Annotated in this window: 9 protein-coding genes; 2 read left to right on the top strand and 7 right to left on the bottom strand. The window is 73.0% G+C overall.

The features are described 5' to 3' along the window. Positions 1–177 precede the first annotated feature (177 nt). Both Q8791_RS30710 and Q8791_RS30705 read right to left on the bottom strand, forming a co-directional pair. Positions 178–849 carry a DUF2470 domain-containing protein gene (locus Q8791_RS30710; RefSeq protein WP_407942088.1) on the bottom strand — a complete coding sequence of 224 codons (672 nt, stop codon included), beginning with the start codon at positions 847–849 and terminating at the stop codon, positions 178–180. Positions 850–1294: 445 nt separating this feature from the next. Continuing rightward, entirely contained in the window at positions 1295–3664 is a 2370-nt protein-coding gene (locus Q8791_RS30705; protein ID WP_330095354.1) for a hypothetical protein, read from the bottom strand. A 744-nt stretch (positions 3665–4408) separates the two neighbouring features. On the opposite strand from Q8791_RS30705, the gene Q8791_RS30700 reads away from it, so the two are divergent. Further along, entirely contained in the window at positions 4409–5302 is an 894-nt protein-coding gene (locus tag Q8791_RS30700) for an SGNH/GDSL hydrolase family protein (protein ID WP_407942089.1), read from the top strand. A 269-nt stretch (positions 5303–5571) separates the two neighbouring features. Here the strand turns inward: Q8791_RS30700 and Q8791_RS30695 are convergent, their stop codons facing one another. The 5 genes from Q8791_RS30695 to Q8791_RS30675 form a co-directional block, all read right to left on the bottom strand. Continuing rightward, complete coding sequence (locus tag Q8791_RS30695; RefSeq protein WP_330095352.1) at positions 5572–6798, bottom strand: EAL domain-containing protein; 1227 nt, start codon at positions 6796–6798, stop codon at positions 5572–5574. 202 nt (positions 6799–7000) lie between these two features. Then, complete coding sequence (fabF, locus tag Q8791_RS30690) at positions 7001–8239, bottom strand: beta-ketoacyl-ACP synthase II (protein ID WP_330095351.1); 1239 nt, start codon at positions 8237–8239, stop codon at positions 7001–7003. A 137-nt stretch (positions 8240–8376) separates the two neighbouring features. Beyond that, complete coding sequence (locus tag Q8791_RS30685; protein ID WP_330095350.1) at positions 8377–8616, bottom strand: acyl carrier protein; 240 nt, start codon at positions 8614–8616, stop codon at positions 8377–8379. 104 nt (positions 8617–8720) lie between these two features. Next, positions 8721–9677 (bottom strand): beta-ketoacyl-ACP synthase III, encoded by a 957-nt coding sequence (locus Q8791_RS30680; RefSeq protein ID WP_330095349.1) that lies wholly within the window; start codon positions 9675–9677, stop codon positions 8721–8723. Between the two features lie 2 nt (positions 9678–9679). Continuing rightward, on the bottom strand, positions 9680–10663 hold the full coding sequence (locus tag Q8791_RS30675; protein WP_330095348.1) for an ACP S-malonyltransferase: 984 nt from the start codon (positions 10661–10663) through the stop codon (positions 9680–9682). Positions 10664–10918: 255 nt separating this feature from the next. On the opposite strand from Q8791_RS30675, the gene Q8791_RS30670 reads away from it, so the two are divergent. Then, positions 10919–12196, top strand: coding sequence for a PucR family transcriptional regulator (locus tag Q8791_RS30670; protein ID WP_330095347.1), 1278 nt, complete (start codon positions 10919–10921; stop codon positions 12194–12196). Positions 12197–12505: the final 309 nt, after the last annotated feature.

The following is a 12505-nucleotide window of genomic DNA, read 5'->3' as shown; positions in this document are numbered from 1 at the left end:
ATGCGGCGGATGGGATGACCGCGTCACCCGGGGGCGGGCCGGCACTTGTGGGACCGCCCCCGCCGCGTTCTGCTCTCCGGGTCCCGTGGGACCGGCCGCGCAGGCGGTCCGCGACGTTCCCGGCGGACCGGTCGGTCCTCACCTGCGCCGACCCGGGGGCGGGCGCGAGCCGATCCCTCAGGGGCCGCAGTGGTGGGGGAGGCCCGCCATGCCGTGGACCTCGGCCGCGACGTCGTGGGGGGTGTCCGCGGGCCTGCTGAAGGGCAGCCGGGCGTCGAGGTCGCCGTCGGGGCCCTCGAAGCGGAGCCTGATCCCGTAGCGGTCCACCCCCAGAGGGCGGGGGCGCCCGGGGGGCAGGGGCTCGGGGGAGCGCACGACCATCGCGTGCAGCACGTCGGGGTGGTCCTCCTCCAGGTGGCGCAGCCACTCCCCCTCCCAGCGCCCGAAGGGGTCCGTGCGGGCCCGGACGAACTCGTCCGTGCGCAGGAGGTGGCAGCCGTCGGTGTCGGAGTGGACCACGAGGTAGGGCTCCAGCGCCACCATCGTCCGGCCGTGGCCGATGTCGAGCAGCCGCTCGTCGGGGTCCTCGCGCAGGAGGCGCAGGGCGCGCAGACGAGCCGTCGGGTGGTCCAGCCGGGTCAGGGTGCCGCTGATCCACAGGAGGGAGCGTGTGCGGTCGCGCAGCAGCACCGGGGCGGTGTCGGTGAACTCGACCGTGGCGGCGGTGGTGTGCCGGCCGACCCTCTCCAGGAGCAGGTGGCGGTCGGGGACCAGCAGGCTCACCGACCCGTTGGGGTGGATGTGGCAGGCGGGTTCGTCGAGGTGGACGGCGTGGTCCTGGGTCGTCACGGTCACGGGGTTGGGACGGCTCAGGACCGACCGGGCGCGTTCCGCGGGCGGGGGAGCCAGATGCTGGTACGTGGACAGGGGGACCACCTCGATTCATACTTAGGTGAGGCTAACCTACATGGTCTGTCCCCTGGTGGGACACCCCGGGTGGGCTTTTTCTCCGGACGGGGTGCCCGCGCGTGCGCAACGGAAGACGCCCCGGGACGGCGGTCCCGGGGCGACGAGGGCGGATGAGGGTTGTGAGAACCCGTGACGGGGGCTGGGCCGCGTTCCGCGGATCATTCCGGGCTCGCGTCTCCCGGGCTGCCTCTCGCCGCGCCGACTGCGCTCGGACAGCCGAACCCGGGCTGAACTGCGCTACCCGTCTTGCGAGAGATGGCCTGGAAGCCGCTCGCGTCGATCGGCGCAAGCGCCGAGTCAACCGAAAGCATCCACAGAACACGCCCTAGTGCGCTGCGAACAGCCCCGAGCGCAGCTCCCCGGCGATGTCGTTGTCCCCGCGCAGGGTCAACAGGTCGATCAGCGACTGCGGGTCGGCGAGCGCGTCGTCGTCGTGGTCGGTGATCCGGCGGGACAGGATCTTGAGCGCGTCGTCCGTGGAGGCGGGCGCCGTGTACCCGCTCAGGTGCAGGGCGCGGGCCGCGGGAGTGTACCCGCCCAGGTCGGTGGCGGGAAGCTTGCGCGCGTCCAGCCGGTCACCCGCCACGGTGATGAACATGCGGTCGCCGGGCTGGGCGGCCTGGCGGCGCAGCAGCGGACGCAGCGAGTCGAACGCGGGCTGGTCCCTCCAGACGAGGACCAGCAGGTCCGCGCCGGGCGCCGTCAGGCACAGCAGGCGTCCCGGCTGCAGCCCCAGGTGGGTGGCGTATCCGTTGGGGACGGCGACGGGAGCGCCGTTGAGGTGGTCGGCGGTGATGTCGATGCGGTGCCACCAGCGCCCGTCCGGGGCGCGGAAGCAGCGGGCCGCCATCGCGGGGTCGCTCGCGCCGGGGCGTGCGGCGGGGGCGTGCGAGGCGAGCACCGGCTGGAGGAGCGGGGCCGCGCCGTGCGGCTGCCCCAGGAGCACGGGGCGGTGGGGTTCGTGTCCGGGGGGACCGAACGACACAGGGCCCTGTTCGTGGGCTGGTCTCTGCTGGTGGTCGGGGACCGGGACGGGGTCGGCGGGCTCGGGTTGCGCGGGGGCGGCCTGGCCGTCGAGGCGGCGCCGGATCGGCAGCCCGTTCTCGGTGGTGGCCCCCGAGTCCTCCGGGGCGATGTGGCCCGGGTGGTTGGTGGGAGCCTCCATGGGCACCGACGTGTCGACGAACACGTGCCCGTCCTTGAGGCTCACCCCGGGTGTGCTCAGGAGCCAGGCGCGCAGCTCCTGCTGGCGGATGCCGATCCGGCCGAGCCGCAGGCCCGCCTCGGTCATGTTGGGGGCGTCGCCCAGGAGTTCGCGGGTCTGCCAGCGCAGGCGGTTGGGGTCGTCGGCGATCAGCCAGCCGTTGTGCATGCGGCGGTCGGTGAACAGGGTGATGATCACCCGCCACAGGGGGGTGTTCAGCGTGGGCACGTCCACGGGGTGGTCGGAGTGCGCGTTGATCAGCCGGTCGATGGTGGTCGCCGACCCCAGCTGGTCCGACAGCTCCCGCATGTGCTTGGTGATCGCCGCCCCCTCGGGGGAGCCCAGCCAGCGGAGCAGGCGCTCCTCGACCTTGCGCTGGGCGCCGCGGATCTCGGTCACGTCGACCGCGATCTGCTCGGAGAGCACCCGGATGCTGATGGGGTCGGTGGCGAAGAGGCGCTCGGCCGCGACCGTGCGTTCAAGGTCGGGCCAGGAGCGGAACATCTCCTCGACCAGGTCCACCAGGGGGTGCTGGCCCAGGGCGGGGGGCGGGGGGCGCTCCTCGACGTGGTCCGGCCGCATGGCCTTGGGAGGGCCGAAGCTGGGCCGGCGCAGTGTGCGGCCGGGCCCCACCAGGGAACTCCGGAACTGGGACCGCAGGTCCCCCGGGCCGCTGTCGGCCTCGGTACCGGTGCCGGCGGCCCCGGAGCCCAGGGCGGAGCCGGGGATCATCGCGGCGGAGCTCACCATGCCGTTGGGAGCGGCGCCGCCGTGCCCGTTGACGGCGACCTCCTCCAGGAACGGGGCGTCGACCCCGTCCCGCTCCTCGCGCTGGGCCCGCAGAGCCCTCAGGGTGCGGATCGCCCGGGTGGCGGGCGTCTGCGGCGGCATCGAGCCGTGGCCGGAGGGGTCGGTGTCCGCGGCGGCGCCGTCGGCGCCGGTGGCCGCGCTGAGGTACTCCAGGGCGCTGCGCACGTGGTCCGGCACGGTGTCGGGGATCCAGTGCGCGATGGTGCGCACGGCCTCCATCATCAGGGCCGGTGAGGGGGTGGGGCCGCCAGGAAGCTCACAGCAGGGCTGCAGGGCCCGCCAGGCGACCGTGCTCACGACGTCGAGGACCCCGCAGCCGGAGAGCGGCCACTCGCCGATCTCCTGCGGCGGGGTGGAGATGAGGCGGTCCCAGTCGCCCGCGGTGGCGGTGACGGCGCCGCGCACGGGCTCGGAGAGGTCCGCGCAGGTCACCTGCTGGGTGCGCAGGCTCGGCAGGAACTCGGAGAGGGGGACGTGGCCCCACTGCTCGACCGCCAGGCGCGCGATGCCGTGGGCCAGCCACGGCGGGCCCGCGATGTCCAGGACGCGGGCGACCGGCAGCGAGTGCCACCAGCCGTCGATCAACCGGTCGTGATGGAGCAGGGGTGCCACATCCGGCGACCTCGACCACCGCAGGGCGGGAGCGAGGTCGACGAGGCAGATCGGAGAGACGGCGTTCATCCGCTGGGGACCTCGACCTCCTGGTGTCTGCACGTGAATTGGGGAGGAACCGCACGGGCCTTCGGTTCGATGCACCACAGTACGCGCCCTTCACCCGGGTGGGGCCGGACCGTGAGCAGTTCCGGTGTGCCACGGGTGGGCACGGCGATCCAGGGGACAGGGGTGCCGTGAGCACTTCTCCGAGATCGTACGTGCCCCGGGGCCACATGGGTACCCCCAGGCCGGCCCGGTCTGCGGCGACCTCCCCGTGACCGCGCCGTGTGATCACCGTGACAAGGGAGATCGGTGTACGGAGGCCGCACCGGCGTGTGAGTTAGCTCATAAGCCGCTTATGGCTCGTATCGCACCAGCCGGTCGTTGTTGTTCACTGTGCCGTCATACGCCCGCCCTCCCCGTGCAACAGGTGAGCGTGACGCGCTCCGGGAGCGGGGACGAACCGGAGCGGGCCGGCAGGTCCCCAAGTCAGGCGTTCTGACGTCGGTCGTGGGTATGCTGGTCGGGCACTGTCCTCGCCCGAACGACCTTCGGCCGGGTGGCCGCGCTCCGCGGCCGACCAGGGGTCGACGGTGTTCGGACCTGGGTCAGCGGCAGACCGCGACCCGTACCAGGATTCCGTACCCGCGCACCCTCGGCGCTGCGTAGGCGTGGGACGGTCGAGCCGGATGATTGGTTGACGTGACAGACCTAGAGACGAATCCCCCAGCGGCCGCTCGCGTGAGCAGACCGGACGTCATCCGGTCCTTCGTGGCGATCGGCGACAGCATCACCGAGGGGATGGAAGACGACAGCGGCCCCAACGGCGAGTACCGCGGATTCGCGGACCGTCTCGCGGAGCACCTCGGTGGGATCTCCCCGGAGTTCCGGTACGCCAACCTGGGTGTGCGGGGTCGGCGCATGCGGCACATCTTCGGCGAGCAGCTCGACCAGACACTGGAGTGGAAGCCCGACCTGGTGACCGTCCTCGCCGGCGGCAACGACGTCCTGCGCCCGGGCGGCGACCTCGACCAGCTCGCCGAGCACTTCGAGTGGGGCATACGCCAGCTGCGCGACGCCGGGATCCGCGTGGTCATCCTGTCCGGGCACGACACCGGCTGGATCCCGGTCCTGCGCTACTACCGCGGCCGCATCGCGGTCTTCAGCATGCACATGCGCGCCGTCGCCGAGCGCACCGGTACGGAGATCGTCGACCTGTGGGCGCTCAACGCCCTCACCGACTCCCGGGCCTGGAGCGAGGACCGCCTGCACCTCAACGGCGCGGGCCACCAGATCGTCGCCGCCCGCATCGCCGACCTCCTGGGCTTCCCCATGGGGCCGCGCGAGTCCTGGACCGACCCCTGGAGCACCCCGCCCCAGCAGCTGCCCCGCATCCTGCGCCGCCGCGAGAACCGGCGCTGGGCCCGCCAGTACGGGGTGCCGTGGCTGCGGCGCCGCCTCATGGGCCGCTCCTCCGGGGACGGGCGCCTGCCCAAGCGCCCCGAGCTGGAGTTCCTGAACGACGAGGCCACCCGTGCCGCGATCGCCAGGGCGGTGGCGGAGGGCGGTGTCCCGGAGGCGGACTACGACACGTACTCCTCCGGTGACGGCTCCGCTCCCACCAGCAGCCCCTCGGGCACCAAGGGCCCGGACCCCGTCGACTGACCCGCACGACGCCACGGCGGGGCCCGCACCGACCGGTGCCGGTCCCGCCGTTCGCGTCTGCGCCCCAGCGGACGTGCACGGTCGGTCTCCGCTCGGAACGGACCGGAGGGGCGGTCCGGGGGGAGTGACCCCAGCGGGACCCGGGACGGCGGGCGGCCGTCCGGGCGGCTCTCCCGGGACCGGTGTGCGGCGTTCGGCCCTGCGGCGCTCCACGGGCGCGGAAGCGGGTGGGTGCGAGCCCGGCGGGGGCGAGCTCCGAAGGAGGCGGCCTAGCTCCGGGAGAGGGACTGGATGAGGTCGCTGATGTGCACCACCCCCAGGCACTGCCCGTAGGAGTTGGTCGCGACCAGGTCGTCGTAGACCCGCTCGGTGTCCTGGCCCGCCACGCGGAGCGCCGCCAGGGCCGTCATCCACGCGGGGATCGTGCGCGGGGACTCGGCGAGCCGCAGCGCGGGGCGCTTGGCGTGCAGGGCGTGTCCGTACCTGCCCGTCATCGACAACAGGAACCGGGTCCGGTCGATGACCCCGACGGGCCGCTCGCGGTGGTCGATGAGGATGACGCTGTTCAGCGCCGGATCGCCCGTGAACGCCTCCAGCACCTGCTCGGTGGTCGTGTCGGAGTCGAACCCCACCGGAGGGAGCATGAACTCGGTGACCCGCGGCCCCGCGTCCTCCTCCCGCCCCTGCCCGGCCGTCGGCTCGGGCACGGGCGTCACCCGCTCCCCGGGCCGCCAGGCGCGGTCGGCGAAGAACGCCCCCGTACCCAGCCGTATCCCGCACGCGCGCAACCGCAGCACGTCCTCGGCCGCCTCCACCCCGGACGCCATCGCGTACACGCCGCTGCCCCGCCCGATCCGGGCCAGGCCCTCCACCACCGTCGCGTGCCTCTGGTCGGTCGCCACCCCGGACACGATCCCGGGGTCGATCCGCATCAGGAAGGGGGCCGCCTCGACCACGAGGTCGGGCCGCACCATCGACGTTCCGAAGCCGCACCGGAACCCGGCCGCCCGCAGGCGCGACACCCCCGGCAGGACCACGGACCGGTGCAGGTCCGCCAGGTCGGCGCCGAGCAGGAAGGTGATGTCGCGCGGACGGCGGCCCGCCCGCCGTATCCGGCTCTCCACCAGGGCCACGAAGCCCTCCCCGGCGGTGAGGATCCGCGCCGGCAGGGGGAGCACGAGCGGCAGCAGGCTCTCCGTCCCGGCCGCCTCCGCGACCAGGCCCAGCACCCAGTCGGCCACGGCCGTCCCCTCGGGGACGCCCATCTCCGCGGTCGGAGGGCCTCCGGGGACCGCGGGGGAGGGGGCGGGCGGTGCGGCGACGACCTCCACGGCGACGACCGCTCCCGAGTCCAGGTCCACGATGGGACGGTAGCCGGGGGCGCGGGACGGCCCGGGCGGGTCCGACGGGCCGGTGGCGCCGGGGGAACGCCGGTGGACCGCACCGTGTCCCGAAGGGTGCGCCGCCGACGTGTGGTGGGGATGCAGGGCAGACACACCTTCATGGTGACCCCGACACGGCCGGACCTGAAGGCCTGTTCGCGGCTGTTCAGCTCAGCTTCACGACCTGTTCGGGGTCACGCGCACACGGTCGCGCCACCGCGACCGACCGTGGTGGCGAACACCCTCTGACCTGGCCGGGGGCCGCCGCGGCACCAGTGCTCCCCCGGACGGCCGGGGCGGGGATCCGTTCGCGGGGTCAGGCGCGGCGGAACACCACGGCGATGTTGTGGCCGCCGAACCCGAAGGACTCGTTGACGGCCGCCACGTCACCGCTGGGCATGTCCCGGGGCTTGTCGCGGACGATGTCCACGACCACGTCCGGGTCGAGCTCCTCGATGTTGATGGTCGGCGGGATGCGCCCGTCGTGCAGCGCCAGGATGGTCGCGATCGACTCCACCGCGCCCGCGCCGCCCAGGAGGTGGCCGGTCATGGACTTGGTGGAGGTCACCGCGACCTGGTCGGCGGCGGAGTCGCCCAGCGCCGAGCGGATCGCGCGGGTCTCGCCGACGTCGCCCGCGGGGGTGGACGTGGCGTGCGCGTTGACGTGCACGACGTCGCTGGGGGCGAGGCCGGCGTCGTCCAGGGCCTGGGTGATGGCGCGGGCCTGGCCGGCGCCCTCGGGGTCGGGCTGGACGATGTCGTAGGCGTCGTTGGTGTAGCCCACACCGGAGGCGTGGGCGTACACGCGGGCGCCCCGGCGTGCGGCGTGCTCGGCCGACTCCAGGATCAGGATGCCCGCGCCCTCGCCCATGACGAAGCCGTCGCGGTTCTTGTCCCAGGGACGGGAGGCCGTCTGCGGGTCGTCGTTGCGCGTGGACAGGGCCCGCATGGACGCGAAGGACGCGATGTTCAGCGGGTGGATCGCGGCCTCGGTGCCGCCGGCGATGACGATGTCGGCGCGGCCGGAGCGGATCATGTCCACACCGTTGGCGATGGCCTCGGCGCTGGAGGCGCAGGCGCTCACCGGCACGTGCGAACCGGCCCGGGCGGTGTACTCCAGGCTGATCGCGGCGGCGGGGCTGTTGGGCATGAGCATGGGCACGGTGAACGGGGAGACCCGCTTCCAGCCCTTCTCACGGAAGATGTCGTACTGCTCGAGGATGGTGAGGATGCCGCCGATGCCGCTGGAGACGACGACGCCCAGGCGAATCGGGTCGACGTCGGGCGACCCGGCGTCCTCCCAGGCCTCCTTCGCGGCGATCAGCGCGAACTGCTGGGTGCGGTCCAGGCGGCGCAGGCGCGGCCGGGGCAGCTTCTCGGAGGGTTCCTGCGCGATCTGTCCGGCGAAGTGCACCGGGAGCTTCTCGTGCCACTCCTCCGGAAGGCTGGTGATTCCGGAGCGGCCGTCGAGGAGCGCGGACCATGTGGTCGCGACGTCACCCCCGAGGGGGGTGGTGGCGCCGAGGCCGGTGACGACGACATCGGTCTTTGACATGATCCGTTCGCCCTTCTCGTGGGACATTCCCGGCGGTGGGGCCGGGAGGCGTTGGCGGATGTTCGTGGGGGAGGCGACCACGGTGGTGGCCTGTGGGGGCGCCGGCGTCAGGGGTGGGACCCGGCGCCCCGAACGCGCTACTTCTGGATGAAGGTGATGACGTCCTGGACCGTCTTGAGGTCCTTGAGCTGGTCGTCCGGGATCTCCACGCCGAACTTGTCCTGGGCGGCGATGGCGATCTCCACCATGGACAGCGAGTCGATGTCGAGGTCGTCCACGAAGCTCTTCTCCGGGGTGACCTCGGCGGGCTCGGTGCCGACGATCTCCTCGACGATCTCGCCGAGGCCGGCCAGGATCTCCTGCTCGCTGTGAGCCATGTCGTTTCTCCTTGGTTGGTGTTTCTGTGTCGTTCAGGGGCACCGCGTGTGCCGCGGTTCTGCGAACCCGGCGCGTGCGGCGCCGCCGCGGGCTCGGGCGGTGTTCAGGGGATGCGGATCACCTGTGCGGCGTACACCAGCCCCGCGCCGAAGCCCAGGGTGAGGACGATGCTCCCCGACGGCAGCTCCCCGCGCCCGATCATGCGCGAGAGCGCGAGCGGGATGGATGCGGAGGAGGTGTTGCCAGCGGTGACGATATCGCGCGCCACGAGTGCCTGGGGAGCGCCCAGCTTCTTGGCGATGGACTCCACGATCCGCAGGTTGGCCTGGTGCGGCACGAACGCGGTCAGCTCGGAGGGCTTCACACCCGCCCGCTCCAGGGCCTCCAGCGCGACCTGGTACAGCTCGGTGGTCGTCCAGCGGAAGACCGCCTGGCCCTCCTGGTAGAGGTACTTGCCCTCGCGCAGGTGGATCTTGTCGGCGCGCTCGCCGGAGGAGCCCCAGACCACGGGGCCCACACCCTGCTCCTCGGAGGCCGAGACGATCGCGGCGCCCGCGCCGTCGGCGAAGATCACACAGGTGGAGCGGTCCTCCCAGTCGATCCAGTCGCTGAGCTTCTCGGAGCCGATCACCAGGACGTTGCGGGAGCTGCCGCCGCGGACCATGTCCGAGGCGACGCCCAGCGCGTAGCAGAAGCCCGCGCAGGCCGCGTTGAGGTCGAAGGCGCCCGGGGCGACGATGCCCAGCTTCGCGGCGACGGTGGCCGCGGTGTTGGGGATCTGGTCCTGGACGGTGCAGGTCGCCACGATGACGAGGTCGATGTCCTCGGGGGAGAGCCCGCTGGCCGCGAGGGCCTTGCCGCCCGCCGCCACGGCCATGCTCGTGACCGTGTCCTCGGGGCCGGCGATGCGCCGCTCCTTGATGCCCACGCGGCTCTGGATCCACTCGTCGGTCGTGTCGACGCGGGACTCCAGGTCGGCGTTGGTGAGGACCTGGGACGGCTGGTACTCGCCGAGGGCGACGACGGTCGCGCCTCCGAGGGTGTTCGGGGAGCTGAACATGGTTAGCCTTCCTGGTCCGTGCCCGCAGGGGCGGGGACCCCGGCGTGCTCCTTGATGAGGGCACCGGCGCGGTCGAGGTCGTCGGGGGTCTTCACCGCGAGGAGCTCCACACCGCGCAGCGCGCGCTTGGCCAGCCCGGTCAGCGTGCCGGCCGGGGTGAGCTCGATCAGGGCGGTCACCCCGAGGTCGGCCAGGGTCCGGGTGCAGGAGTCCCAGCGCACCGGCGAGGAGATCTGGGTGACGAGGCGGTCGAGGTACTCCGCGCCGCTGTCCACGACGGCGCCGTCGGCGTTGGACAGGAGGCGGACCGAGGGGTCGGACGGGGACAGGGCCGCGGCCGACGCGCGGACGCGCTCCACGGCCGGAGCCATGTGCTCGGTGTGGAAGGCGCCCGCGACGGACAGCGCCCGCAGCCGGGCCCGCGCGGGCGGGTTCTCCGCGAACACCGCGAGCTGCTCCGTGGTTCCGGCGGCCACGATCTGCCCGGAGCCGTTGTCGTTGGCCGGTGTCAGGCCGGCGGCGGCGATGGCCGCCAGGACCTCGTCGCGGTCTCCGCCGAGTACGGCGGTCATCCCCGTCGCGGTACGGGCGGCGGCGTCGGCCATGCCCCGGCCGCGCTCGGCGACCAGCGCCATCGCGTCCTTGGGGGACAGCACACCGGCGATCGCGGCGGCGGTGAACTCACCGACGCTGTGACCCGCGACGGCGTCCACGAGGGAGGCCTCCGCGGGCAGCGCGGGCGAGGGGGCGGATGGCGGGGCGAGCACGGCTGTGGCCGCGACGAGGCCGGCGCCGACCAGCAGCGGCTGGGCGACGGCGGTGTCGCGGATCTCATCCGCGTCCGCTGTGGTGCCGTAGCGGGCCAGGTCGAGTCCGGTCACCTCGGACCACGCGGCGAACTGTTCGGCGACGCCGGGGAGTTCGAGCCACGGGGAGAGGAAACCGGGAACCTGGGCGCCTTGGCCGGGAGCAACGATTACGAGCACGACATCAACCTTGCCCTGTAGGAGATCACCAGTCGGATAGGGAGAAACACGAACTTCGGCCGGGGCGTTTGTAGACACTCCACAAAAAGTGGTCTGACATGGGCCCACGGTGCAGAAACCAGTGTGAGGGATCACTCCCGACGGTACGCACCGTTCGCCCCCGATCACGGGGCGGGGTCGGGCGGGGGGCGGATCGCGGCCCCTCGCGTGGGGCGGCCCTCCGGTCAGGTGCCTCGGAGGTGCGAACCTAGAGGTGTGAACAGCGAACCCCACCCGCCCCGTGACGACGAGGGCAGCACCGGCCCCACGGACGCCACCGGAGTCGAGGGTGACACAGACCCGGTCGCGGAGGAGCAGGAACGCGTCCGAGCCGAGACCGTGCGCCGTCTGGAGCGCTCCATGGGCACCCTCGGAACGGCCGCCGTCGCCCGCATGGAACAGCGGCTCGGCTGGTTCCGGCGCATGTCCGCCCAGGACCGCTCCTGGATCGGGCTCGTCGCCCAGTCGGGCGTGGCCGCCTTCGTGGACTGGTTCCGCAACCCGGTCCGCGGGCGTCCCGCCATCACCGTCGAGGTCTTCGGCACCGCCCCGCGGGAGCTCACCCGCTCGGTCTCCCTCCAGCAGACCGTCGACATGATCCGCGTGGTCATCGACGTGGTGGAGGGGCAGGTCGAGGAGCTGGCCGCCCCCGGCGGCGCACAGCAGCTGCGCGAGGCGGTGCTCCGGTACACGCGGGAGGTGGCGTTCAGCTCCGCCAAGGTGTACGCCCGCGCCGCCGAGGCGCGCGGCGCGTGGGACGCCCGCCTGGAGGCGCTGATCGTCGACGCGCTCCTGCACGGCGACCACGAGGACGGGCTCCAGACCTGGGGGTCGGCGCTGAGCTGGTCGCACACCCCCGTGATCGCGGTCGCCGGGGAGACCGGCGGTGAGGACGCCGGGAAGATCCTGGACGACCTGCGCTCGGCCGCGCGGCGCCTCGGACACGACGTGCTGGCGGGGACGCAGGGGCGACGCGTCGTGGTCGTGGTCGGCGTGGGCGGCAGCTACCCGGAGGAGGACCTCCCGGCGGCCGCCGCCGAACCGCTGGCCGGGCTCTTCGGCCCCGGCCCCGTGGTGGTGGGGCCCGCCGTCGCGGACCTGCGCTCGGCGGGCGCGTCCGCGCGCGCGGCGGTCAGCGGGCTGCGTGCGGCGGTGGCCTGGCCGGACGCGCCCCGCCCGGTGCTCGCCGACGACCTGCTGCCCGAGCGCGCCCTCCAGGGGGACACCGACGCCCGCCGCCAACTGGTGGAGGAGGTGTACGTACCCCTCCTCGGCGCGGGGTCGCCCCTGCTGGACACCCTGTCGGTGTACCTGGAGCACGCGTCGTCGTTGGAGGCCACCGCACGGATGCTCTTCGTCCACCCCAACACCGTCCGCTACCGGCTCAGCCGGATCGCCGAGCTCACCGGCCGCACCCCCTCCGACGGGCGCGGGTCGTTCGTCCTGCGTGTGGCGGTCGCCCTGGGGCGTCTGGCACAGACGCACGACGGATGACGCGCGGCGGCGGAGTGGGGCACACCACACGGATTCGTGTGTCCGGAATCAGCCACGGAGCTGACCGGAAGGTGCGGGGGAAGTAATCTGATCGTTGCCTGTCATATACACCGACTTAGGGAAGTTTCACCTGCGTCGGGTATGTCTGTGACTGCCCGTGTGCGCCCGGGGACTACATGAAAAGGGATAGCTTTGTGATGGGCGGGTTGCCGACGGGACCAATGAGGTTAAGGACACCCTCGGGCGATGGTCCCCGCACCGCTCCGTCACGACGTTCTTGGGGGGTCAACGCTGTGGTCGAGCGACCGA

Source organism: Nocardiopsis codii (assembly GCF_036327455.1).
In the GTDB taxonomy this organism is placed as follows: Bacteria; Actinomycetota; Actinomycetes; order Streptosporangiales; family Streptosporangiaceae; genus Nocardiopsis; species Nocardiopsis codii.
The sequence above is the reverse complement of the archived record's forward strand: the minus strand, read 5'-3'. Positions and strand labels throughout refer to the sequence as shown.

What these genes read in the sequence shown, in the direction of transcription:
- Q8791_RS30705 (WP_330095354.1), bottom strand. Translation starts at nt 3,664, where the DNA reads ATGAACGCCGTCTCTCCGATCTGCCTCGTCGACCTCGCTCCCGCCCTG.
- fabF (WP_330095351.1), bottom strand. Translation starts at nt 8,239, where the DNA reads ATGTCAAAGACCGATGTCGTCGTCACCGGCCTCGGCGCCACCACCCCC.
- Q8791_RS30685 (WP_330095350.1), bottom strand. Translation starts at nt 8,616, where the DNA reads ATGGCTCACAGCGAGCAGGAGATCCTGGCCGGCCTCGGCGAGATCGTC.
- Q8791_RS30680 (WP_330095349.1), bottom strand. Translation starts at nt 9,677, where the DNA reads ATGTTCAGCTCCCCGAACACCCTCGGAGGCGCGACCGTCGTCGCCCTC.